We start from the raw sequence: 25,315 nt of genomic DNA on the forward strand, positions 1-25,315 counted from the left end.
ATACCCCGGGGAAACAGGATGTTCCCTCCGCAGCGTCAACAGCCCCTAGCCTTCCGCGCCGAGGTAGGCCTCGATGACCCTCGGGTTTCTCTTGATCTCGGTGGAAGTGCCTTCGGCGATGAGGGCCCCGTTTTCCAGCACGACGATCTTTTCGCAGACGCGCATGACAAGGTTCATGTCGTGCTCGATCAGCAGGATGGTAATGCCCCGCTTCTGGATGGCCTTGATGAGCAGCATGAGATCCGCCGTTTCCTGATCGTTCATGCCCCCGGCCGGCTCGTCGAGGATGAGGAAGCGCGGTTCCGAGGCCAGCGCCCGCGCGATCTCCAGCAGGCGCTGGTTGCCGTAGGCAAGGTTCCCCGCAAGGTTGGCGTACTGGTCGTCCAGCCCGACGAAGGCAAGCTCGCGCATGGCGCGTTCCACGGCCTGCCGTTCCTCGCTGCGCTGCGCGGGGGTGCGGAAGAGGGAGGGGAACAGCCCCGCCCGCATACGGCAATGGCATCCCGCCAGCACGTTCTCGAGGACGCTCATGTCCTGAAACAGCCGGATGTTCTGGAACGTCCGGGCGATGCCCAATTCCACGATCTTGTGGGTGGGCCTGCCGGTAATGTCCTTCCGATCGAAGATGACCTCGCCGGAGTCGGGGCGGTAATTGCCGGTGATGATGTTGAACGTCGTGGTCTTCCCGGCCCCGTTGGGGCCGATCAGCCCGACGATGCTGGCTTCGTCCACGCTGAAGGTGACGCTGTTCATCGCCACCAGCCCGCCGAAAGTCTTCAGGAGGTTGCGCAGGATGAGCAGGCTCATAACGCCTCCTCCCTTGCGGGTTCGGCCCGCTGCACGCCTCGGGGGAACCGGCCGACAAGGAACCGGGCGTTGTAGAACCTGCGCCGCGGCGGGAGCAGCCCCTGCGGGCAGATGATCATCATGACCATCATGGCCGCGCCGAAGATGAGCATACGGGCGCTCTCGAACTCCCGGAACACGTCTTGGAGCCCGATGAGCAGGAACGCGCCGAGCACCACGCCCGCGATGCTGCCCGAGCCGCCCAGAATCACGATGGCGAACAGGATGACCGATTCGTAGAAATTGAATGATGTCGGCTCGATGGTCCTGATATTGGCGGCGAACAGCGTGCCGACCATACCCGCCCAGAATGCGCCCACGGTGAAGGCCATGAGCTTGTACCGGGTCACGTCGATGCCGCAGCCCGATGCCGCGAGATCGTCGTAACGGATGTAGTTGAGCGCCCTGCCGAAGCGGGAATGCTCCAGCACGTAGAACAGGAACATGGTCAGGATGGTGAAGGTCCAGATGAGGTAGAACTGGCGCTTGGGCGACGAGAACACCATCCCGAACAGGGAAGGCCGGGCGATGCCGTAAATACCGTTCGCCCCTCCCGTCAGCCCGAAGAGGTTGTTCGTCAGGGCGATGCGCACGATTTCCACGATGCCGATGGTGACGATCAGCAGGTAGTCCCCGCGCAGGTGGATGATGGGCTTCGCCAGCACGAAGGCGAAGATCGCGGCCAGCACCCCGGCTATGGGCATGGTGGCGAAGACGGGCCAGTGGTACACGGTGTTGAGGATCGCGGTCGTATACGCTCCCATGGCGAAAAAGGCCGTATGCCCCATGTGGAACAGGCCCGTCTGCCCCAGGATGAGGTTGAGCGAGAGGGCCAGCGCCGCATAGATGCCGATTTTGTTCAGCATGTCGAGCTGGGCGATGCCGCCCCCGCCGAGCCCCGCCAGTTCGAGGATCGTGGGCACGCAGGCCATGACGAGGCAGAAGATGCCGCCCGCCACGGGGTAGAAATACCGTTTTGAAAAAAGAGAGTCGCTCATATCTTCTCAGCCACCCTTTCCCCCAGCAAACCTGTGGGGCGGAAAATGAGGATAAGGATGAGCACAAGGAAGGCTATGGCATCCTTCCACGCGATGGACACGTAGGCCGCGCCCATGGCTTCGAGCACGCCGAGCAGGATGCCCCCCACCATCGCGCCGGGGATGTTGCCTATCCCTCCCATGATGGCCGCCGTGAACGCCTTGAGGCCGAAGCTGAACCCCATGTCATAGGTGATCTGGCCGTAATACAGCCCCATCATGACCCCGGCGGCCCCGCCGAGCGCCGGGCCGATGAGGAAGATCATCGAGATGATGTTGTCCACATTGATGCCCATGAGCTTGGCTGTGTCCTGATCGATGGCGACGGCGCGGATGGCCGTCCCGATGCGGGTATGGTTGATGAACCAGTACAGCAGGAGCATCAGCACCACCGTGCCCACGAACATGACGATGCGCATGAGCGGGATGTCCACGCCAAGCAGGCTGACCGCCACGGAAGGCAGGATGCCGTTCGGGTACACCTGGCTCCGCGCGCCGTAGACCAGCATGATGGCGTTGGAAAAGAAGATGGATGCGCCGAGGGCCGACACCACGGCGGCGAGCCGGTTGGACCCGCGCAGGGGCCGGTAGGCCACCCGTTCCAGCAGGTAGCCCACGACGGCCACCAGCCCCATCGACATGACGATGAGCGCCCCGCCGACGAGGATGCCGCTCATCTTGCCCTGCAGCCCGAGCGAAAACAGGAGGGTCAGGCCGAGGTAGGAGCCCAGCGTGAAGAGATCCCCGTGGGCGAAGTTGATAAGCCGCAATACGCCGTAGACCATAGTATAGCCAAGCGCGATGAGGGCGTAGATGCCCCCGACGGCGAGCCCGTTGGTCAATTGATGAAAAAATTCTTCCATACTGCTGACACCCCCTGAGCTAGAGGTGGCGGAGGGCGCGCGTCCCCCTAGGAGAGAGGGGACGGAGGGGCCTCCGGAAAGGCGACAATGCCCGTGCGGTGGGAAGAAGGCCCGGAAGCTCCGGGCCTTCGGAAGGATGCCTTACTTGGGCTGGAGGATGAATTCGTCCTTGGCGTTCACTTCATAGAGGCGGTAGAGGTCGCCCACGCGGTCGCCCTTTTCGTCAAAGGATATCTGGCCGGTGAAGCAGTCGAGGTTCTTCAGATCGTTATGGAGGTAGCCCGCAATGGCGGCGGGGTCGGGGCCCTTGGCCTTGATCGCGGCGATGAGCACGTTGTAGGCGTCCCCGGCGAGCACGGACCAGATGGAGCTGGGCAGGCTGTGGTACTTCGCCTCGTACGCCTTGAGGAACGCCTTGGCCATCGGGGTGTCGATGTCCGCGGGCATGATCGGGGAAATGAACCGATACCCGGCGGCCGCGTCCCCGGCGATCTTCACGAGATCCGTGTTGTTGGTGGCGTCGCCGCCGATGATGGGCACGGCCCACTTCATCTCCTGCATCTGGCGCAGCAGCAGGCCCGCTTCGGGGTAGTAGCCCGTGAACAGGATGGCGTCCGGCTTGACGCCCTTTATCTTGGTCAGGATGGCGGAATAGTCCCGCTCGCCCGGTACCAGCGCGTCAAAAAAGACGATGTCCGCACTCTTCTTGTCCAAGATGCGCTGCTTGGCCTCGTCCGCGAGCCCCTTGGCGTAGGCGGAATTGTCGTGCAGGATGGCGATCTTTTTGAAGCCGAACTTCGCCAGCGTGCTCTGGGCCACGCGGCCCTGCTCGTCGTCGCGCGGGCAGGTGCGGAAGAAGCGCTTCATTCCCTTGGCGGTGAGCCGGATGGATGTGGAGCCGGTACCGATCTGCACGATCCCCGCTTCGTCGTAAATGTCCTGCGAGGCCTCGGTCACGGCCGAGCCGTACGTCCCGATGGCGGCACACACGTCGGCGGCGACCAGCCTGCTGGCGGCGGTTGCGGCGGAGCGCGGCGTGGAGCCGTCGTCCTCTATGACAAGCTGTACCTTGTTCCCGTTGATGCCTCCGGCCTTGTTCAGCTCTTCCGTCATGAGTTCGCAGATTTTCTGCATGTCCTGCCCTTCGCTGGCGAAGGCCCCGGTAATCGGCGCCATGAGGCCGATTTTGATGGGGGCGGCAAAGGCGAATGAACTGCACAACATCGCGGTAGCCACTGCGGCGACTATACCCATTCGTTTCTTCATGCTGTCCTCCTTGGAGGAAATGTAAAGATGAGCAATGCGGAATACGCGGCCGAGGAACGACCTCCCTTATACAGGTGTTGGAGGGTGAAAAATACGTAAAACCAGGTGAGTGGCACGTCGGATGGTACCAAGTCCGACGAGGATGCTGCCGTGCGGATGCACCGCAGTGGAGAAGGGGATATCCCGAAAGGGAAGATACGGCCCGTAAGGTTCCTTGAATGGCCTATGCCAGACAGAGGAATCCTCTCTATGGTAACCTAGTACAATCGAATATCCTGTGCAATAAAAAGAAAAAAATCACATTATGATGAGCATATCGCATCATTTTTACGTTTTACAAAGACGCATTAAAGGATTTTTTTGCCTCTTGTAAACACGGTGCAGTCCGTAATGAACATCCGTTTTCTGATACGGTGCAGGCCCATGCGGAAAAATGGCCTGTAGTGAATTGGCATTGGCAGGACGCTATAACCGCGTACAGGCAGAGACCGAGGTGCGATGGCCTCTGACCAAGAAAAAACGGAAAGCCACACGGTGGGCTAAGGCTTTTGGGCTTGGGGCGGGCGTGTGCATCAGGAAAAGAAAACCAGGGGAGAACGATGCGGAGGGTAGCCTATGCGGCTCATGCATATACTCACCATTATGAACAGAATATATTGCGGAGCGTGGATAGTTTCATCATCCCTGTTAGGGGTAGGAACGGGAAATGAGAACAAAAAATTGGGTAAGGATTAAGGATTGGAATACAGATAATATATATTGATGGCTTTCAGTAATGATTACCCAAAAATACATTTGATCTTTATCAATATATACAGCCATCATAATATGTAATTACAATATATATTATTTAATACAGTAAGTATATAAACTGTTATGCGAACCATCACAACTGATAGGCAATGAAAGGCTATAAATAATTTCACGAGATAATATATCCATAAAGATTTCTAACTGTTTTTAATATAGAAATCATGCATACAGATAAAAGGCCGTTTTTGTATCACCTGCACTTTCTTGCATTGACTGTTCCCTCATAACCACTGAATGGTACTCCCCAAAAACAACAGGCCCCACACGAACTCATCATGCGGGGCTTGCTGTTTCTACGAGGAATCGGGAGTCAAAGTATACTGGAGAGGCCCACTATCAGGTGGGCGGACTTTCCTATTTTCGAAAGGATTACCGTTGCCCTCGGGATTTGCGCGGTGCCTTGCTTTTCTTTGCTTTCGTGGGGACGGAACTATCCGGCTGCGGCCTGACGGGGATAACGCCGGGTATAGCGGAAGCTGCGGGGGAAACCGGCGCGTTTGCCCCGAACTCCGCAATGAAAATCTGCCAGACGGTCACGAACAGCACGGCGAGCGTGGGGCCTGTGACGAAGCCGTCCATGCCGAAAAAGACGAATCCCCCCAGCGTGGACAGCAGCACGAGGAAGTCCGGCAGCTTGGTGTCCCGGCCGACGAGCAGCGGGCGGAGGATGTTGTCGGCGAGGCCGATCACGGTGGAACCGTACGCCAGCAGGATGCCGCCGTCCCAGTAGTCGCCCGTGAGCAAAAGGTAAACCGCCACAGGCCCCCAGACGAGCGCCGCGCCCACAACCGGGATCAGCGCCAGCGCGGTCATGACCACACCCCACAGGAGCGCCGCGTGGATGTCGAGGAGCCAGAAGATGACCCCGCCGAGCGCGCCCTGCGCAGCGGCGACGAGGAGACTGCCTTTCACCGTTGCCCGCGTGACTTCGGCGAACTTGCGGAAAAGCAGCTTTTCGCGGTGATCCCCGAAGGGCAGGGCCTTGATGAGGAGTTCCTGTATCTTGGTGCCGTCCATGAGCAAGAAGAAGGCGATGTAGAGGACGAGCGCCAAGTTGGTCAGGAATCCCAGCGTGTTCTCGCCTAGGGTGACGGTGTTCCTGGCGAGAAAGCTGCTGGCGGAAAGAGCCGCCTTGGTCAGAAGGCTTTTAATGCGCTCAAGGTCATACCCGGCGTAGTGGAGCCAGTCCTGGAGGAACGGATAGGAATCCTTGATCCGGTCGATGTAGCCGACGAAGGAATTCTGATCGGAGTGCAGCCTTTGATAAAGGAGGGTTGCCTCAACAACACAGTTATAGAGGATGTACGAGAGGGGTATGATGATCAGGACGAGGCAGAGCAGGATGGTTATGAATGCCGATAAGATACGTCCCATTCTCCATTTTTCGGCAATGGTTCTGTAGACGGGATGGAATAGGATGCCGATCGTCGCCGCCCAGAAGATGACGTCGAAGAAGGGCAGCATCATCCAGAGAAAAAGGGCCGTGACGCCGATAAGCAAGGCCAGAAAGGCACAGTCTTCCGTTTTCCGATTGGCTGTCAGCATGGTCTCACAAGGGTTGGGGGGTGGTAGAGGGGGGGCGGCTGGAAAAACCGCCCGTACGGAGAGAAACCCAAACCATTTTTCTCTATTGCTGGCAACAGGTCAATCCATGAAACGGCAACACACGTCGCAGGATTGTGCCGTATAACGTGCCCCGTTCGGCAACAATGAAAAAGGCTGTGTGCTGAGTATAGGCCATTTTCGCAATGTGACAATTGTTGTGATGCAAAAGTCATACACTTGTTGGCTCATCATTGCCATGTTGGACTGAAGGCTGTCGTCGTCCTTCCCGCATCCATCACATAAGAAGCCCACCGATAGAGAGAAGGGCAAGTGCACACTGGATGTGGGGATGGCTAGCCCTTGTTCAAACCGATCATGATGCATGAGGGTACCCGTCCATCCCTTTCGAGCGGCGTTCAGTCCTCGATGATTTCTTCGGCGTGGGCGAGCAGGTGGAGCGGGTTGCATATCGTGATTTGGCGGTGGGCAATGGCTATCAGGCCCGCTTTGTGCAACTTCTGGAGCAGGTCGCTGACTGTGGGCTGCGTTGAGCCGGTCATGGAGGCGAGCTGTTCCTGGGAGATGCGGACCGGAAGTGCGACGGGCTTGGCCCATGCCTCGGCATCAGGCAGCAGGTCGTACACAAGCGAGATCAGCAGTTTGATGAGGCGGCTCATGACGCTCCCCGTGGCGAGATTGCTGAGCCTGTCGCCAAGATAGCGGACCCGGCTGCCCAGCATGGTGATCACACGGCGGGCCAGCACGTAGTCTTCTGCGAGCAGGGAATCGAATTCCACGCTCGGCATCGCGTAGAGTTCCGTGGGCATCAGCGTTTGCGCGTTGGCCCGGCGGGGGAAGGCGTTCAACACTTCCGAGAGGCCGAACAGTTCTCCGGGGCGGCGTAAAAAGAAGATGGATTCCTTGCCCGAATCTGTAATGCTGAAAATACGGACAAGCCCGGAAGCGACATAAAAACAGGAGTCGCCTGTGTCGCCTTCAAAGAAGACGATATCGTTTTTGGGAAGTGTCTTGCGGATGGCGCGTTGTAAGAAGCGCTGCCGCTGTTCTTCCAACCCGGCAAAAAAATCCCGATCCTGCAAATACCACAGATTTTCCATTACACCCCCAAAACAACGCGGCCCCTCCGCGTATGACGGACGGGCCGCGTTGACGAGAGCGCGTCCTGGCTAGCGGAGCCGGTTGACGTATTTGTATACGGACTCCCGACCGTGAATATCCCGGCACTTCCAAGTGATGCAGTCTTTCCCCATGATCGGCCGCAGTGTGGCCTTGTAGTAGCCTAACTGATAGGGAATCCGGGTTTCCAGAGCCCCGCAGGGGCAGGCCTTGACGCAGGACATGCAGTCCCAGCACTCATTCGTCGCGCGGCAGTAAGCCTTGCCGTTTTCAGGGGAAACCGCCATGAGATCGCCGGGGCAGGCCCGCTCGCAGCAGGATTCCGCGCTCCCGGCGCATCCGGTGCATTTCCGTGTATCAACTTTAGGTGGCATGGTAAACCTCTGCTTCGTTTTTCTCAGTAACATCAAGCGGTATGGCGATCGCCGGGGATGATCTGTTCATACGGGCGGGTAAACGTGGACACTTCGCCCGTCGCCGGGTCCCTGCGGCTTTCGATGAAGCAGTCGAAGTGCGCGTCGTCGCGCTCGGGGTAGTCGGAGCGCGTCTGCCAGCCAGCCCAACGGGTTTCCTTGCGGGCCTTGAGGTGGTGCACCACGGCTTCGGCCACGTCCACACGATCGATGGTTTCCATCGCCTGCATCAGTTCGTGGCTGTCCGTGGCGCGGAGATAGCGGAACTGCGATTGCAGTACCGCGATATGGCGCAGGGCGTAGTCGAGGCGTTCCTCGTTGGTGCGGTAAAACTGGCTGATGCCGCCCGCGTACTCATCCATCAGGCGTTGCAGGCGTTCCTTCATTTCGACGGGGCGGATGCCCTCCTCGTCACGGGAAAGCAGCGGGGCGTATACTCGTTCCATTTCCCCCTTAACCTGGGCCTCATCAAGGGGCGGTAGATCCAGACCCTCCATGTAGGCCACGGCCCCACGCGCGGCGAGCTTGCCCTCGGCGCAGCAGCCCCCGACGAATTTGTTGGGATTGCCGCCAGCCGTCTCCCCGGCGGCGAACAGGCCGGGCACGGTCGTCATGCGTCGCATGTCCACCCAGAACCCGCCTCCGGTGTGCCCGCCGAGGATGTAGGGATCGGAGCCATAAATCTCGATGGGCTCCTTGGTGACGTCCTGCCCCCGGCTGGCGAGGAACAGCACGAAGGAAGGCCGCTCGTTGAGGTAGTCCTCCATCATGGCCTTGCTGGTTTCCGGGGTCAGGTGCGTGGTGTCGCAGTAGCACGGCCCGCGCCCGGCAAGCCACTCCTCCATGGGCGCGTTGGCCCGGATGTAGCGCGGCGCGGCGTCGCCGCCGAGCGCGGCATAGCGGCTCATGACCCGTTCGCCTTTGGCGTTGACGATCGGCGCGCCGTAGCCCACGGAGATGGTATCGACCGGCCCGCAGAAATCCTTCGTCCGGGTGGCGACCCAGCGCTGTTCTAGGCTCGTCAGCTCCGCGCCCTGCCGGAAGCCCATGGCGTACCCGGATCCCACGCAGTAGGGGCACATCCATATCTGGGCGCCGCTGTCCGTGGAATCCGCCGTATAGGACTTGTACAGCGTGCCCGCGCCGCCTGTGGCCATGACCGTGGCCTTCGCCCGGAACACGTAGAATTTCCCGTCGCGGACGCCGAGGCCCATCGCCCCGACGCAGCGGCCCTTGTGCATGAGCAGCCCGGTGCCCGCGACGCGGTTGTACACGTCGGCCCCGCTCTCGAGAGCCTTTTCCGCCATGATTGGCTTGAGCTGCTCGCCGTGGATGGAAATGTCCCATTTGCCGCGGTAGCGCACGTTCCCGTCCCCGTCCCGCAGGATGGGCAGGCCCCAGCGTTCGAGGTCTTCCACGGACTCGTTCAGCTCCTCGGCATTGGAAAGGGCGAGATCCTCGCGGAGCGGCCCGCCGCCCACCTGCGCGCGGCTCCACCGGACCAGATCTTCAGGCGTCTTCCCTTTGGGGATGTACGTGTTGATGGCGTCCATGCCTGCGGAACAGGCGCCGGAACGCATGATCTCCGCCTTTTCCATGATCACGACCTTGAGCGAGGGATCAAGCTTCGCCGCTTCCGTCGCCACGAAACACCCGGCGTTGCCGCCGCCGATGATCAGGAGATCGCATGTGACGACCTGCATTTCGATGTCTGACAACTGTTTCGGATGGAAAGGGTGCATCCGGCTGGCTGCAATATTGGCCATAGTGGTTCTCCTGAAGACGATCTCTGAATGTGGTATCCATCTAGAAGATAAGATACGGGCATACCGTCCTCTGTTCTATCAGTCAGGGAATAGTTTTTAGGGCGGCGTTACTTTTTCCTGCCCGCAGCCAGCACCGACTTCACGATGATGAAAAAGGTCATGAGCATCAGGACGACCGCCACCGGCCTCGTCAGGAACATGTACGGATCCTGCTCCGAGGCGATGATTACCTGTTGGAGCGAGGTTTCCCAGATCGGGGCGAGGATGAAGCCGATGATCAGGCAGATGAAGGAATAGTCGAACTTGCGCATGAAATAGGCCAGCAGCGAGAAACAGAGCATCAGCGTCACGTCGAAGACGGCGTATTGGGCGAGATAGGCCCCCATCACGCATGTGAAGATAATGATCGGGTATAGGATGACCGAGGGAATCTGCACCACCTTGCAGAACAGGCGCAGGCCGAGCCGCCCCACACCGAGCAGGAACAGGTTGGCGATGATCAGGCTCCCGTAGATGGCGTAGATGAACTGGGCGTTCTGCTCAAACATGAGCGGGCCGGGGATCATGCCGTGGACGACGAACGCGCCGATGAGCAGCGCCGCCGCCATGTTGCCGGGGATGCCGAGGGTGAAGAGCGGGATGAGGCTGGACGCGACCACCGCACTGTTGGCGGATTCGGAAGCAGCGATGCCCTCAAGCCTGCCCTTGCCGAAGGTTTCGGGCTCCTTTGAGTGCTTCACGGCCTGATCGTAGGCGAAAAAGGAGGCGACCGGCGCGCCGAGCCCCGGCAGCGCGCCCACGACGGTCCCGGCGATGGAAGACCGGATGAGCGTCTTGAGGCACTCCACGTATTCCTTCAGCGTGATGAAGCGATCCTCGGGCTTGGAGGAAAAGGTGATCACCTCGCGGGCTTCCTTGCGGCCGAGCTGCTGCTCAAGCTGGATGATGATTTCCGAAAAGGCCAGCATCCCGATGCCCACGGGGATCAGGGAGATACCCCTCTCAAGCGGGACGATGTCGAAGGTCAGGCGGGGCAGGGCCGAGACGGGCTCGATGCCCACTGTCCCGATCAGCACGCCAAGGGCGGCCGCGATGAAGCCCCTGAGCAGGGAACGGGTGCCCAGCCCCGCAATGATGGTCATGGCCATGCAGATGAGTGCGAAAATTTCCGGCGGCCCCATATAGAGTGCCACGGCCGCCAGAGGTGCGGCCACGAGGATGAGTACCAGCGTCGCGAAGGCGTCGCCCGTCACTGAGGCGTACAGCGCCATCCGGAGAGCCTTTTCGCCTTTGCCCTGCTTCGCCAGAGGATAGCCGTCCCATGTGGTCGCCGCGGATTCCGGGGTGCCCGGCGTATTCAGCAGCACGCCGGAAATGGAGCCGCCGAAGAATGCGCCCTTGTTGAGTCCGACGAGGAAGCCGATGGCCGCCACTGGGGACATATAATAGGAAAGGGGGATGCACAGGGCAATGGCCATGGGGCCGTTGACGCCCGGGATGGCCCCCGCGATCATGCCCGCGATGACGCCGAGCAGCACGAACAGCAGGTTGGCGAGCTGCAAGGCCTCGGAGAGCCCGGCAAGAATCATATCCAGCATAGTCTTGATCCTTTGAGGAAGGAGGTCAGGGCATGGGGACGCCAAGCCCGAAACGCATGATCGCATACACGAGAAGCACGGGGGCGACGGAGACGAGCGTCATGGGGAACCACCGCCGCTGCCCACAGCCTATCTGGATGACGACCATGAACGCGATACCGGCGGGCAGGAAGCCGAACAGCGACATGGCGGGCATCAGCAGCGCGCACGGGATCAGGAAGCAGGCCAGGTGCCGCCACCGGACAGCTGTTTGCCCGTCCCCGCCGGATTTTTCGGCCTTCCGCCACGAGAGGGCGGCCCGCCCCAGCCCGAGCAGGGACAGCGCCAGCATGAACCCGGCAGCAATGTCGGGGAGCAGGGAAGCGGGGACGCCGTACCCCGGATATTCCGGCGTATAGGCGGGGATGATCCAGATGAGGAGATAGGCGCTCGCCGCCGCGACGACGCCATAGGCCAACGTATCCCTCTGCAATTCGGTCATAGGAGGCTCCTGTGAAAATGGGGCGCACGCCGGGGGCAGCCGCGTCCCGCTGCAAGCGATCCGGGGCGGGTTTGCATCAAACGAGCATCTGTTCCCCGAGCGGAGCCGCCCCGAACCGCGTGGGAAACCCGTTTCCGGGCGCGGGCGTCCGTCCGGATCGCCCGCGTTTTGAAGTCGTCAGCGGGCGGCCTGTGCCGCGTACCGCTTGGAGGCTCCTTCCATGTACTGGGCGGCGTGGGCCATGCCGAATTCCACGGGCCGCATACGCAGCTTTTCGACGGCGAATTCCGAAAACGCCTTGTCCCGCTTCAAGTCGTCCAGCGCGGCCTTCAGGCGTTGCAGCACCTCGTCGGGGAGCCCCTTGGGCGCAGCGAAGACCACGTACATCTCGATGGACTCGTCCCATCCCTGTTCGCGCAGCGTGGGAATATCGGGAAGCTCGGTAAGGCGAATCGGCGTGGACGCCGCCAGACAGCGGATCTTCCCGCTCTGCACGTAATCGAACAGGATCGCGCCTGTATGCCCCAGATCGGCATGCCCGCCCATGACCGCCGAAATGACGGAAGGCCCGCCGGAACTGGGCATGAGCGACAGCTTGACGCCTTCCTGCTCGGCGATGCGCTTCATGGCGTCGCGGTCATCCGAGCCTTGGAACATATACGTGAGGCCCTTGCCTTCCTTCTTGGCCCAAGTGAAGGCCTCCTTCAGCGTCTTCCAAGGGCGATCAGGAAGGCAGATGATCCCGCTCTGGTTCAGCCCGAGCAGGGTGAGGAACTGAAAATCCCCGAGCCCGTACTTGGTGCGGACGAAGTGGGGGGAATAGGTGAACGCCGCGGTCGCGGAAACGCCAAGCGTGTAGCCATCCGCCGGGGAGGACGCCAGCTCGGTGGCCATGACACTGCCGTGCGAGCCGCCGGGGACATTGCTGACCAGCACGGGTTGCCCGAGGCTGGCCTTTAGTTTTTCGGCCACGGCTCTGGTCAGCAAATCGATTTGTGCTCCCGGCTTGGTCATCGTCAGCATCTTGATCGGGTGATCCGGATATGTTCCCGCATGGACAAGCGGGGCACAACACAGGCTCAGCAACACGGCGGCACAAAGACGGAACGCTGGAAACCTACGCATGATGTTTCTCCTCATCGTTGGATGTTGTCGGCCGGAAACCGTACGGGACACGTTACCCCATTTTTGGAAAAAATACATATCATGCTGCAATCAGAAAGACTTGTATGCAATAAAGGATACGCCGCGTCTTTTTGATTGGCGCATGGCAGGCCGCCCGGATTCCGGGGGCTCGCCCTTGTCCGCACCCTAGCAAAAGTGGGGGGGGCTTCCATAAGCTGGATGATAAATTGTGAAAAAAATGTTTAATCAGGGGCGGCGCAGGATACGCTTCTTTGAAATATATTCCGTTTAATTTCAAATAGATATAATAATATAGAAAAACAGCAAGACAAAGCGTTCCCATGCGGAAGACTCAAATTGAGGATTCCTCGTCCCTGATAGCCTGAATGAGTGTCTTTATGGACCGAATAACGCCTCCAAACGCCTACGGTATGGAACTCCCGTTGCAGCTGAAGTGCCGTTTGAGGAATGCTGAACGTATTTCTACCCCTCACGCCTAGGGGATTTTCCGGGCCGCTTTCAGGAAAACCCCCGATACCTTCCATGCCGCCGCTCCGGTAGAACGTCACCATGTGGAAAAAAGAACGTGCCGTTCCGGGCACGCCACGAGGAGCGAGCAATGGACAGAAAGGTATTCTACAACGGAACGATCCTGACCATGCAGGCTGAAGGGCATACGGTTGAGGCCGTATACACCATCGGCGACAGGATCGCCGCAATCGGGAACCGTGACGACGTGTTCCGCCAGATTACGGACGACACCGAACGCGTTGACCTTGAGGGCAAGACCCTCATCCCCGGCTTCATCGAATCCCACGCGCACGTCACCGACTGGGCGGAATGCGAATTTCTCCAGTTCACCTGCTACCATATCAAGAACATCGCCGAGCTTCAGGACATGATCCGCGAGAACGCCAAGACCAAGAAGGCGGGCGAATGGGTCATCGGGTACGGTTATAACGACAGCATGGTCGCCGAGATGCGGCACCTGGAGCGCGCGGACATCGACGCAGCCTGTGCCGACCATCCGGTCTTCGTCATGCACGGCAGCGGGCACCTCGCCTATGTCAACTCGAAGGCGCTGGAAATCTGCAACATCAATGCGGATACGCCGATCCCCGCAGGCGGGCAGGGCGAAATCCACCTCGGCGCGGACGGCCTCCCGAGCGGCCTGCTCATCGGACAGGCGTACAATCTCGCCCTGAGCGTCATCCCCAAGTACACCGTCGAAGAATACAAGGGCGCATTCCGCAAGGGCATCGCCGCCGCCAACGCCAAGGGCGTATGCAGCATCGGGGACGGCTCCATCGGCTACATGGGCAACCAGTGGCAGCTCCTCCGGGCTTTCCATGAGCTGGAAAAGGAAGGCGGCCTCAATCTGCGCTTCTACCTCGTGATCATGGATTACGGGTACATCCCCTTTATGGAAGGCGGTCTGGTGACCGGGTTCGGTTCGGAAAGCCTTCAACTCGGCTCCATCAAGCTGCTGCTCGACGGCTCGATTCAGGGCCGCACCGCCAGCGTCAAGGAGCCCTACCTCGGCACCGACGAAAAGGGGCTCCTTCACCATACCCCGGAAGATTTGCAGGCCCGCGTGGAGCGCTACCACCGGGGCGGATGCCAAATCGCCATCCATACCAACGGCGACAACGCCATCGAGGAAGCCATCAACGCCATAGAGAAGGCGCAGGCGGCCTATCCCCGCCCGGACGCCCGGCACATGCTCATCCATTGCCAGATGGCGTCCGAGGAACAGCTCGACCGCATGGCGAAGCTCGGCATCATCGCCAACTTCTTTGTCGGGCATGTGCATGTGTGGGGCGACCTGCACCGTGACAGATTCATCGGCGAACGCGCGTTGCGCATGGACCCGGTCGCCAGCGCCAAGAAGCGGAATATGCCGTTCTGCCTCCACACCGACCTCCCGGTGACGCCCCTTGATCCCATCCTCAGCATGTACGCCGCGACCGCCCGCCGCACCAAGAGCGGGAAGATCCTCGGCGAAGATCAGCGTGTTTCCGTTTACGACGCCCTGCGTGCATGGACCGTAAACGCCGCGCATTCGATGTTTGGTGAAACAGTGAAGGGGAGTATCCGCGAAGGCTACCTCGCCGACCTCGTCATCCTGTCCCAAAATCCGCTGGAAACGGCCCCTGACGACCTGCTGGACGTGCAGGTTGTGCAGACCGTCGTCGGCGGCAAGACCGTATACCGCGCCTAACCCATTCAGGAGCCCATCATGTCGAATTTCCTCAAGTACATGCGCCTGTTCGCGCTCGGCATCACCTTCTCGTCGTCCATGGCTCTGCCGTATGTGCAGATCAAGTTTTACGACGTGTTCCGCGAAGCCACCCAAGCCAGCAACAACGAACTCGGCCTGCTCATGACCATCTTTACCGCGGTCAGCATGGCTCTCTATATCCCCGGCGGGGTGCTCGCGGACCGCGGGTCTCCAAAGAAGCTCCTGCTCCTTTCGTTGATCATGATGTGCGGCCTGAACGCCTACTTTGCCTTCCATACTTCCTACGGCGCGGCACAGCTCATCTGGGCGTTGCTCGCCATTGCCGCGAACACGGTTCAGTGGCCTACGCTGATCAAGGCCATCCGCGACACCGGCAGCAGTGAGGAACAGGGCCGCATGTTCGGCACCTTCTACGGCACCACCGGCATCTTCTCTTCCATTATCGGATTCGTAGGTGCTTGGATTTACTCCAATGGTTCGAGCAACATCGAAGGCTTCCACCTCATGCTCCTCGGGCAGTCCGCCTTCTGCGCCGTCGCCGCCGTCGCCGTCGGCTTCTTCGTGGAAGACAAGACCCCGTACAACAACAATGTCCCCGCACCGAAGGAGAACCCCTTCAAGAGCGCGCTTACTGTCATGAAGCTTCCCGCCGTGTGGATGATGGTCGTCCTGATCTTCTGCGGCTACGGCATGTACATCGGCATCACCTACATGACCCCCTACACCACCAACGTCCTCGGCGCGTCCATCGCCTTCGGCGCCGTGCTCGGGACCATCCGCGCCTTTGGCCTGCGCGTCCTGACCGGACCCTTCAGCGGCTATATTTCCGACAAGATGGGCTCGGCCGCAAAGATTCTCGCCATCTGCTTCTTGGTCATCATCGGGATGCTGTTCGTCATCCTCTCCCTGCCCAAGGGCACGTCCAACGCCGTGATCATCCTGCTCACCATGATGTTCAGCTTCTTCGGCCTCGTCATCTACACGACCATGTTCGCCTGCATGGAAGAAGTCAGCATCCCGCCCCAGTACACCGGCATCGCGGTCAGCGTCATCAGCCTCCTCGGCTACCTGCCTGACGGCCTGTTCCCCCCCCTGTTCGGCCACTGGCTCGACGTGTACGGCAATCAGGGCTACTCGGTCATCTTCTACTTCCTCGCCGGCATCAGCCTTCTCGGGTGCTGCGTCGCCATCGTCATCTACCGCAAGGGACGCGCGCTCCGTTCCGGTCAGGTTGAAGTCGAAGCAGGGAACGAAGCTCAGGTTACGGCCTGAAAAAGTGAACTGAGGGAGGGGGAAGGTGACCCTTTAAAAGGATCATCTTCCCCCTCCCCGAACCTCCTCAGTCTTTTTTATCGAACCCCTGACAACAGTCGTTCTTTTTCAAATTATTACAATTAAATAGAATCTTTTGCCAAGAAAATACGGAAATTCTCCATAACATAAACGCCCGGATGCATTCTCCCCCTTGCATCCGGGCGTTTATGTTATGGCTGACGGAACTGAAAAAACTTGTCGTGGCAGTGAAAGGAATCCTTCAACCGTTAATTGAAGTATCATCCCTCCTCCGTACAACCAGCACATCTGACGCAATCGGAGCGCTCTTGATCCGGCAAAGGCCGGAGAGCGAAGCGACCGGCCTTTGCCGGATCAAGAGCGCCCTGAGGGGGTCCGGGGGGAATCATTCCCCCCGGGCGGGTCAAGGGCGGCAGCCCTTGCCGCCGGAGGCATCTACCCGCGCAACGCGGCAGCGTCCCAAACAACGGCGATGATGGTCCCCCTGCCAAGCTCCGATCCGATGGTCAAAACGCCGGAACTGAGCTGTGCACGCTCGCGGAGGCTCTTGAGGCCAAGGCCGGACTTCACGCTCACGTCGGCGAGCTTTTCCGCGACCGAAAAGCCCTTTCCGTCATCGCTGATGACGAGCCGGAGGGCGTCGCCGTCCATGCCGAGGGAAACGGAGGCGCGGGTCGCCCCGCTGTGCTTGACGATGTTGCTGAGGGCTTCCTGAATGACGCGGAAGATCACGATGGGCAGATTCGGCGGCAGTTTCTCCTCGTCGAGCGCAATGGAAAGCTCAATCGGCATATGAGCGAAAACGCGCTCATACTCTTCGCAGAAATCCGCGATGGTGGCCTCAAGCCCAAGCTCAAGCTGAGGCGGACGAAGCTCGTTCTGGATGCGGCGGAGATGGGTCGCCAGTTTCTTGACCAATGAAACCGAGGTCGAAAGCGTGTCGCAGATGTCCGGCTGGAGTTCGTGCTCGGGCAGGGAACGGATGGAACGAAGGGAACGCTCCATGCCGAACTTGATCGCGCCGAGCGTGGCCCCGATGTTGTCGTGCAGCTCGGAGGCGAGCTTGAACCGTTCGCTCTCCTGCGCCATGAGCAACTTTTCGGAAAGCGCCTTGAGTTCGCACGTGCGTTCGGCAACCTGTTTTTCCAGATTTTCGTGGGAGTGGAGCAGTTCCTGTTCGTGCTTCTCGATCTCCGATGTGAAGTACCGTACCGATGAGGTCATTTCCGCCAGCTCGTAGCGCACGGATTCGGGGAATGGCGTCGGGATACGGTTCACCCGGTCAAGCATGCAATTGTTCAGCCGCTTGATGGGGTCCACCACGTTGCGGACGATGGAGCGGTAGATAAACAGCGCGAGGAACACGGCAAGGAAGAAGGTCACCCCCACAGTGGCCACGATGACAGCGTAGCGCTCCGCGAGCGTCTTTTTGGATGCCTGAATGCTCGTCCATGACTGCTGGGAAACGGCGTTGGCCGACTCGATGAGGCTGTTTGAGGTATATTGATGGGTGATCTTGAGGGCATCCAGTGTGCTTCCCAGCGCCGTGTATTCCTCATACAGAGCAAGAAGGCCGTCTTCCGCGAGGGCCATAGTGGCCGCATCGCTGGAGAGTTTTTTCAGACGCCCGGAAAAGGGGCTGGCCTCCGCCGAGCGCAGCAGCCGTTTGACGTCGGTGCGGATTTCGCTTTTGAGGCGCAGGGAATAGGGCCGGTCATGGTGCATGGACAGCAGGAGCATGGCGGTGAGCACGTCGGAATAGGCGGTCTTCCAGACGTTGAAGCCCGGATCGCCCGGCTTCATGCCCGAGGCGTACAGCTCCCGCTCAAGCTGCGGCAAGTCCGCGTTGAGGGTGCGGATACGCTTTACGAGCCGTTCCGTGTTGCGCAGGTTGTCGATGCGTTGGGCGACGGCCTGGTTCGTGCCCGCAAGGATTCCGTTCAATTCATTCAAGTTGTTCTTTATCTTTTCTTTGACCCCAGGATCGACGGCAAGCGCTTCGAGGCTTTCCAGCACGTTTTCGGGAAAACGCCGGGCCTCGATTTCCTGCACGACTCCGAGGTGGACGAAACGGTCGCGGCACAGGATGCTGTCGTGGAGGATGCCCTTCGCCCACTCGCTCTCCTTGCTGATGTAGGAAGCGATGGCCATGTTGGGCAAAGCGACGTTGACGGTTTCGTCCGCCTCTTCGGACAGCATCTTGAGGAGCTGGAGCAGCGAAATGAGGAACGCGCACAGCACGAGGCAGAACAGCCCGAGCAGCAGGGCGATGCGGGAGGCGATGCTCTTGTCCATGATGCTCATGGGCGTTTCCAACAGGCTTCGTCCAGCGGTGAAAGGACGCCGAAAGGCTGATCCGCGACGTGCAGGACGTTGCGGTTGCGGATCGTGGCGTAGGGGATGGTGCAGAGCCAGAGGGCGACGTGCTCGCGGGAAAGGCGCTCCTGAAGCGCGGCGTACAGCGCCTTGCGCCCTTCCGGGTCCTTTTCGGCTGAGGCGGAGCGGAAGAGGGCATCCACTTCGGGGTTGCTGTAATGGCTCATGTTGGACCACAGGATCGCCGCCGTGTTGGTCGCGTAGATGCGCTCAATGCCGATGGCGGGGTCGTGCCAGCCGTACAGCTCGTCCATCGTCACGTCGAACGCGCCGCTTGTGACGCGGTCCGCCCATGAACCCGGGTCTTCCGCCGTGCGTATCCGGAAATAGACGCCGATGGTCCGGATGAACTGGCTTTGCAGGTATTTGAGGATGGACAGCGAAAACTGGGCGGAAGGCTCATAATCGATTTCCACGGTAAAGCGGATGCCGTTTTCGTTACGCGGATACCCCGCGCGGTCGAGGATACGGTTGGCCTCATCGGGATCGTAGGGCGTGGATACGGGCGAATGCCACTCCGAGCCGGGCGGGATGGGGCCGTACATGGGCCGGACCCCGCCGGGCACGGCTTGAGCCAGCGCCTTATTGTCGATGCTCATGGCGAGGGCTTTGCGGACTTCGGGCGAGCGGAAAATCGGGTTGCGCACGTTGAAGGTCAGCAGGGCGAAGGGATGGAGCAGGGAGAACTCGTCCCGGGTGACTTCAATGGCCGGATTGGAGCGGAAGATGCGCTCTTCATCCGACAGGGAAGAGAAGGCGTAGAGATCGGCCTTGCCCTGCATGATCGCAAGCGGGATTTCGTTTTGGTCCCAATAGACGCGGAAGGTGATCCGGTCGAGGCGCGGCTTGCCGGGGAGGAAAAAGCCTTTGTAACGTTCGAGGACGATGGTTTTCCCTTTTTCCAGCGAGGCAAGGCGGAACGGGCCGGAGCCTACGGCCCGCAGGTTGGCGGGGTGGGTGTCGATGGGCGTGCCGTCCCCATAGATGTGGGCGGGCAGGACAGGGACCAGCGCGGGGATGAAGCACTTGAGCAGGGCGGGCTGCGGGATGGACGTCTCCAGATCGAGCGTCAGGTCGTCTACCGGGACGACCTTGTCCACGGCTTCGAGCATGGAGCGGAAAGGATGGTGCCGTTGCGCCGCCCGGATGGAAAAGGCCACGTCATTGGCCGTGATCGGGGTGCCGTCATGAAAGGTCGCGCCTTTGCGGAGATGAAACCGGAACCGTTTGGCTTGGGAATCGATTTCCCATGACTCCGCGAGATAGGGTATGGGGCCGTCCTTTCCGGTACGGACCAGCCCGGCGAACAGCTGCGCCCCGATTTGGCTGGTCAGGCTGCCGCTGGCTACGGCGGGGTTGAAACCGGGCGGAAAACGTTCCAGCGCCACAATGAGGCTGTTGTCTTCCGGAGAGGCGGAGGCCGGAGCCGCGTACAGGGCGAGAAGCAGCAGGGCCGCGGACAAGAAGGCCGCCAGGTATGCATGGCCCGTGCGGACGGGGCGTCCCGTTCCGGGCGGGAACGGAGAGGCCGCCGAAAGGCGCGGGGCGGCGCGGCGGAGTCGCTTAGTCAATGCCGTCACCTACAAGTCCGTTCTGCATGGCGAAGCGCGTAACTTCGCGGACATTATGCAGATCAAGCTTTTTCATAAAGCTGGTGCGGTGGGTGTCGATGGTCTTGACCGACAGGTTCAGCTTGGCGGCGATATCTTTGTTGCTGTTGCCCTCGGCAATGAGTTTCAGCACCATTTTTTCCTTTGGCGTCAGGGAGTCGGCTTTCGAGGAGGCTTCGGCGTTGCCGTCCACGTATGAAATAATCATGGACCCGGTGAGCTCAGTGCTGATGTACTTCCTTCCCTTGAGCAGGGCCCGGATGGCGACGAGGAACTCGTCCTCGTCCGCCGTTTTGAGCAGGTAGCCGTCGGCTCCGGCTTTCAGGGCCGCGCGTACATGCCCGGCTGTGGCGTGCATGGAAACGATAAGGATGCGCGCTCCCGGCGCAACCTCCCTGATACGGGGTATGGCCTCCACGCCGCTGAGTTCGGGCATGGAAATATCCAGTAGGATGAGATCGGGCCGGAGCGACTGCGCGAGCCGGATGCCTGCGAGCCCGTCCCCCGCCTCGCCCGCGACCGTCAGGCCGGGCTCGATGCCGATGAGCTGTTTCAGGCCGCTGCGGAACAGGGCGTGATCTTCGACTATCAATACAGATGGCACGTCGTTTCTCCGTGTGCGGACGCTTTACGTCCGGGATGCGCCGGTGCCGAAATGCCACGGCTTTTTTGAGTATAATGCAGTGCCGCAAAAAGGAAAAGGAGGCGCAGCCTCTATAGGCTGAGGGATACGGGCATTCCTGCGACAGGCTTCCCTCCGCGTGGTATCGGCAAGGCCGCCCCCTATTTTTTTTCGCTGATCATGATGAAGTTTATCCGGTGGACAGATCTGGCGATCCGTTGTCCAGGGAGACGGCCGCCCCACGCCTTTCGCCTCGGGACCGGTATATCCGAGCGGCTCTCGCTTGCCGGGAGGGGGGCATTGTGACATCCTAATACTCATGAAGATGAGGAAGCATACCGCCTGGTTCCCTTTCTTTTCCGGCAACGAACCGAATCCGTACGCATCCCTCTGCCATCTTCGATCCCGCTCCGGCTGAGGAGCGCGTACGGGAGGAAGCATGACATCTCAGTTACGAAAAATAAACAACGTCATTGAACAATTTTTGCTGCCGTTGGCGGAAGCCGTTTCCGGCTGGTCCACGCTGGCGGCGATCCGATCCGCGCTCATCGTCACCCTGCCGCTCATGTTCCTCGGCTCTCTTGCCGAGCTGCTGATCAGTTTCCCGTTGGATGCCTACAAGGAATTCATGTTCCGGCAGTTCGGCCCCGAGTGGCGAATGTTTGGGCAAATCCTGAAAGACGCCACCTTTTCCGTGATGTCCCTCATCATGGTTTTCTCCATCGGCCACCATCTGGCGGACCAGTTCAACCATGACAATCCGGTCCTGCGTGCCAATCCGGTCATCGCGGGTCTTGTGGCCTTTACGGCGTTCTTCTGCCTGCTCCAGCAGGACGGGGACGCGCTCAACCGGCGTTGGCTCGGCGTCGCCGGGCTGTTTGTGGCGATCCTCGTCGGCGTGTTCGCCACCCGGCTGTTCCTGTATTTCTTTTCCATCAAACGGCTGCACCTGCATTTGCCGGGGGGGACTCCCGATATCGCCATCCCGCAGGCCTTCAACGCCTTCATCCCCGGCATGTTGACCGTGCTCGTGTTCGCGGCCCTTGGCGCGGCCATGCAGACATTTGTGGGCATGTCTCTGCATGAGGCGTTGTATCAGATCATCCGGATGCCTTTTGACGCCATCGGGGAAGGGCTCGGGCGGGGCATGTTGTATATCCTTTCGCTCCATGCCCTTTGGTTCGCGGGCATCCACGGGGCCAACGTCCTTGATCCGATCACCCACGACATCTACGGCGCGGCGATGCTCGCCAACGAAGTGGCGGCGGCGGCCGGGGAGCCCCTGCCGCACATTATGACCAAGACGTTCATGGACACCTTCGTATTCATGGGCGGGGCCGGGACAGGCATCAGCCTTGCCGGAGCGCTGATCCTGTTCGGCAAGACGCAGGCCAGCCGTAAAATCGGGATTTTTTCGCTTGTGCCGGGCCTGTTCAATATCAACGAAGTACTGCTGTTCGGCCTGCCTATCGTGCTCAATCCGCTTATGCTGATCCCTTTTCTGCTCACGCCGGTCCTGCTGGCGGCGATCAGCTACGTCGCGGTCGCTACGGGGCTGGTCCCGGGGACCAACGTGGCGACGGAGTGGACCACCCCCATCCTGCTCAACGGCTACCTGTCCACGGGCTCTCTGAGCGGTTCGGCGTTGCAGCTGGCGAATCTCGTGGTGGGCGTGCTCATCTATGCGCCGTTTGTCCTTATAGCCAATAAAATCAAGGTAAAACAAATCAACGATGCCTTTAGGAGCCTGCTCCGCCGCTCCTGCGCCACAGCGGACTCTTCCCGGCGCTGCCTTGACCACAACGACGATGCGGGGTCCCTTGCCCGGAGCTTGATTACGGATCTTGAGTACGACTACCGGCATGGCGAAGGGCTGTTCCTCGAATTTCAGCCGCAGATCTGTTCCCGAACCGGCAGGGTTGTGGGCGTGGAATCGCTTATCCGCTGGAAGCACCCGTCCTATGGGCTGATCCCGGCTCCCATTACCGTGGCGCTGGCCGAGGATTCCGGGCTCATCCGGCCCATCGGGCTGTGGGTCTTCGAGACGGCCTGTCAGGTGCGCAAGAGCTGGCTCGACGCAGGAATCACGGATCTCACGATGGCGGTCAACGTTTCGGCCCTCCAGCTGGAGCGTTCCTTCCCGAAGCAGCTTCTTGACATCGCGGCCCGTTACGATTTGCCGCCCTCTTTGATGGAAGTGGAAGTTACGGAGTCGAGCGCGCTGGATTCCGATAAGCCGGAAAGCCATATCCTCTCCCGTGTCTACGACGCGGGGTTCCCCGTGGCCATCGACGATTTCGGCATGGGGCACAGTTCCCTCAAGTATTTGAAGCAATTCCCCGTCAGCGTGGTCAAGATCGACGGCGCGATCAGCCGGGAAGTGGTCACGAACTCGATTTGTTCGGATATCGTGGCTTCGATCACCCGCCTCTGCCGGGCGCGGAACATGCTCAGTGTGGCGGAGTTCGTCGAGAATGAGGAACAGGCCGCACTCCTCCGCGAACTCGGCTGCGACGTGTTCCAAGGTTACCTGTACAGCAAGTCGCTCCTGCCTTCCGATTGCCTCCAGTTCATCCAAAAGAGGAACGGCGGCAACGGTGCGTAAGGTCGGCCTGAAGCAACGTGTTTCTCGAGGGGACATCCTGCGGGCGGACCCAACGTGGGGGGGGCAATCCGGCTCTCCCCTCGCAACCCCCTTTGGGCGGGGGGCGCAATCTCTCAAGTTTTTCTTGAAGTTTTTGTTTCGGCTGACCGGGCGCGCCCCATCATGCCTTTCCGTCCGGGTGCCCCGTCTGCCTGCTTTTTCGGCTGGCCGGGAAATCGGAACGCTTGTTGCCGGAGTCATGACGCGTCTGCGCCTCTTCTTTGTGGCGGTTGCGTACACACTGCTGGCTGTCCTGACCGCTGTTCCCGCTGCGGCGAACGAAGATCTCGCGCCTGAAACGCAAGGGCTGGACTCGCGGGAAGCCTTCCGCACCGGGACGCGCTTTTTCGATGAAGCGGAGGTTTCGGGCGGCCTGTATTTCTTCCGGCGCGACCGCAGGCGTTACGACGTAGACAAAGGCCGGTACGGGACAAACCTCAATCACGCCTCGGTGCAAGCGAACGCGGATTTTGTCTCCGGATTCGCGGGCGGCTGGCTCGGATTCGATTTCGGCGTGTTCGGCTCGCACGATCTCATGAACAAGGGAGCGGTGGATCACGAAATGGGCTTCGAGCCGTGGGGCGATCCGTGGCACCCCGACTGGAGCAAGCGCCGCACCGACGACGGCGTATCCGTGTACAAGGCCGCGCTCAAGGCCAAGGCCGGTCCCGCATGGGCCAAGGCGGGATGGTTCCAGCCCACGGGGCCGGGCGTGCTTGGGGTCAATTGGTCCATCATGCCGGGCACCTACAGGGGCGTGAACGCCGGGGCCGACTTTGGGCGGCTGTCGCTGGCGGCGGCGTGGGCCGACGAATACAAATCCCCGTGGTTCGTCAACATGAACCGTTTCCGCAAGAACGACGGCGAAACGTCCGTACCGTGGCTGTGGAGCGCCGGGGTACGGTACGCCTTCGAAAGCGGACTGACGCTTGAACTTGGATACGGCGCATCCAAAGATCACCTGCAAAACGCGCATTTCAAAAGCAGCTATCGAACGGGAGGCGGCGCGGGCCCCCTCACCGTGGGTTACCATGCCTATTTCATGAACGACAGCGACGATTCAGGAAAAAGCGAGAACGACAATTTCGACGGCCTCGCCTCGCTGCATTATCTGTTCGGAAAATACGAGGTTCCGCCGTGGACTTTCCGGCTGGAGGGCACCTACGTCCGCGCTCCCATGTCCGGGCCTCAGAGCCAGGGGCAATTCGCGTACCGCCTGACCGACCGCAGCGGAAGCTCCAGCGGCGCGTTCGACGTGTGGTGGGATGCCCGTTCCGACTGGAATGCCGACAACGAAAAGGCCGCCTATTGTGGTGCAATGCGAACCCTCGACGATCTGCTTCCCATAGCCGGCTTTTCGGCGGGCGCGGGCGCGGCTTTCGGTTTCGACGGCAGAGGCCACGGTACGGCGGAGCACCTCAAGGAATGGGCTTTCACCTTCGATCTCAATTATGTGAAACCCGACGGCCCGCTTGAAGGGGCTTTCGTCAAGCTGCATTACACCGAATACCGCAACGGTACGGCCCAGCCGAGCTGGGGCACATACCGGAACGCCTTCCAGTCCGAACGCGATCTCAAGCTGCTTATAGGGATCCCTTTTTCGCTGTGAGCCTTGTAATCCCGAAAAAAGCAGCGGCT

At 60.2% G+C, this 25,315-nt stretch carries 18 protein-coding genes; 4 read left to right on the forward strand and 14 right to left on the reverse strand.

Annotated features, from left to right (window positions below):
• Positions 1-45 precede the first annotated feature (45 nt).
• The 11 genes from T370_RS0103980 to T370_RS0104030 all read right to left on the reverse strand — a co-directional run bounded on the left by T370_RS0103980 (position 46) and on the right by T370_RS0104030 (position 12,890).
• A complete protein-coding gene (locus tag T370_RS0103980) occupies positions 46-807 on the reverse strand; it encodes an ABC transporter ATP-binding protein (protein ID WP_029434821.1) in 762 nt (253 codons plus the stop codon).
• Positions 804-1,844, reverse strand: a complete 1,041-nt coding sequence (locus T370_RS0103985; RefSeq protein ID WP_029434822.1) for a branched-chain amino acid ABC transporter permease — start codon at positions 1,842-1,844, stop codon at positions 804-806. Before T370_RS0103985 ends, T370_RS0103980 begins: the two co-directional genes overlap by 4 nt.
• A complete protein-coding gene (locus T370_RS0103990) occupies positions 1,841-2,746 on the reverse strand; it encodes a branched-chain amino acid ABC transporter permease (protein WP_005024594.1) in 906 nt (301 codons plus the stop codon). The genes T370_RS0103985 and T370_RS0103990 overlap by 4 nt, the downstream gene beginning before the upstream one ends.
• A gap of 141 nt (positions 2,747-2,887) precedes the next feature.
• The gene (locus T370_RS0103995) at positions 2,888-4,012 is read right to left on the reverse strand and encodes a branched-chain amino acid ABC transporter substrate-binding protein (RefSeq protein WP_029434823.1); all 1,125 of its coding nucleotides are present in this window, start codon (positions 4,010-4,012) and stop codon (positions 2,888-2,890) included.
• Between the two features lie 1,182 nt (positions 4,013-5,194).
• Positions 5,195-6,370: an AI-2E family transporter gene (locus tag T370_RS0104000; protein WP_005024524.1), complete on the reverse strand. Its 1,176-nt coding sequence runs from the start codon at positions 6,368-6,370 to the stop codon at positions 5,195-5,197.
• Positions 6,371-6,786: 416 nt separating this feature from the next.
• Positions 6,787-7,488 carry a Crp/Fnr family transcriptional regulator gene (locus tag T370_RS0104005; protein WP_029434824.1) on the reverse strand — a complete coding sequence of 234 codons (702 nt, stop codon included), beginning with the start codon at positions 7,486-7,488 and terminating at the stop codon, positions 6,787-6,789.
• A gap of 69 nt (positions 7,489-7,557) precedes the next feature.
• Positions 7,558-7,881 carry a 4Fe-4S dicluster domain-containing protein gene (locus T370_RS0104010; protein WP_029434825.1) on the reverse strand — a complete coding sequence of 108 codons (324 nt, stop codon included), beginning with the start codon at positions 7,879-7,881 and terminating at the stop codon, positions 7,558-7,560.
• 32 nt (positions 7,882-7,913) lie between these two features.
• Entirely contained in the window at positions 7,914-9,686 is a 1,773-nt protein-coding gene (locus tag T370_RS0104015; protein ID WP_029434826.1) for an adenylyl-sulfate reductase subunit alpha, read from the reverse strand.
• Between the two features lie 107 nt (positions 9,687-9,793).
• Positions 9,794-11,284 carry a tripartite tricarboxylate transporter permease gene (locus tag T370_RS0104020; protein WP_029434827.1) on the reverse strand — a complete coding sequence of 497 codons (1,491 nt, stop codon included), beginning with the start codon at positions 11,282-11,284 and terminating at the stop codon, positions 9,794-9,796.
• Between the two features lie 25 nt (positions 11,285-11,309).
• Positions 11,310-11,765 (reverse strand): tripartite tricarboxylate transporter TctB family protein, encoded by a 456-nt coding sequence (locus T370_RS0104025; protein WP_029434828.1) that lies wholly within the window; start codon positions 11,763-11,765, stop codon positions 11,310-11,312.
• 177 nt (positions 11,766-11,942) lie between these two features.
• The gene (locus T370_RS0104030; protein ID WP_029434829.1) at positions 11,943-12,890 is read right to left on the reverse strand and encodes a tripartite tricarboxylate transporter substrate binding protein; all 948 of its coding nucleotides are present in this window, start codon (positions 12,888-12,890) and stop codon (positions 11,943-11,945) included.
• 619 nt (positions 12,891-13,509) lie between these two features.
• On the opposite strand from T370_RS0104030, the gene T370_RS0104035 reads away from it, so the two are divergent.
• Together T370_RS0104035 and T370_RS0104040 are read left to right on the forward strand one after the other, a co-directional pair.
• On the forward strand, positions 13,510-15,111 hold the full coding sequence (locus tag T370_RS0104035) for an amidohydrolase (protein WP_029434830.1): 1,602 nt from the start codon (positions 13,510-13,512) through the stop codon (positions 15,109-15,111).
• Between the two features lie 18 nt (positions 15,112-15,129).
• Positions 15,130-16,404: an MFS transporter gene (locus T370_RS0104040; RefSeq protein ID WP_029434831.1), complete on the forward strand. Its 1,275-nt coding sequence runs from the start codon at positions 15,130-15,132 to the stop codon at positions 16,402-16,404.
• A gap of 456 nt (positions 16,405-16,860) precedes the next feature.
• Here the strand turns inward: T370_RS0104040 and T370_RS0104045 are convergent, their stop codons facing one another.
• The 3 genes from T370_RS0104045 to T370_RS0104055 are packed head-to-tail and all read right to left on the reverse strand — an operon-like array spanning position 16,861 to position 21,015.
• On the reverse strand, positions 16,861-18,729 hold the full coding sequence (locus T370_RS0104045) for an ATP-binding protein (RefSeq protein WP_029434832.1): 1,869 nt from the start codon (positions 18,727-18,729) through the stop codon (positions 16,861-16,863).
• Positions 18,726-20,372 (reverse strand): ABC transporter substrate-binding protein, encoded by a 1,647-nt coding sequence (locus T370_RS0104050; RefSeq protein WP_029434833.1) that lies wholly within the window; start codon positions 20,370-20,372, stop codon positions 18,726-18,728. Before T370_RS0104050 ends, T370_RS0104045 begins: the two co-directional genes overlap by 4 nt.
• Positions 20,365-21,015: a response regulator gene (locus tag T370_RS0104055; RefSeq protein ID WP_016360884.1), complete on the reverse strand. Its 651-nt coding sequence runs from the start codon at positions 21,013-21,015 to the stop codon at positions 20,365-20,367. Before T370_RS0104055 ends, T370_RS0104050 begins: the two co-directional genes overlap by 8 nt.
• Positions 21,016-21,472: 457 nt before the next feature.
• Here T370_RS0104055 and T370_RS0104060 point away from each other — a divergent pair, with 457 nt between their 5' ends.
• Positions 21,473-23,638 carry an EAL domain-containing protein gene (locus tag T370_RS0104060; protein WP_029434834.1) on the forward strand — a complete coding sequence of 722 codons (2,166 nt, stop codon included), beginning with the start codon at positions 21,473-21,475 and terminating at the stop codon, positions 23,636-23,638.
• Positions 23,639-23,876: 238 nt separating this feature from the next.
• Positions 23,877-25,286, forward strand: coding sequence for an OprD family outer membrane porin (locus tag T370_RS0104065; protein ID WP_081847478.1), 1,410 nt, complete (start codon positions 23,877-23,879; stop codon positions 25,284-25,286).
• Positions 25,287-25,315 lie beyond the last annotated feature (29 nt).

It is taken from the genome of Bilophila wadsworthia ATCC 49260, from assembly GCF_000701705.1.
Lineage (GTDB): Bacteria > Desulfobacterota > Desulfovibrionia > Desulfovibrionales > Desulfovibrionaceae > Bilophila > Bilophila wadsworthia.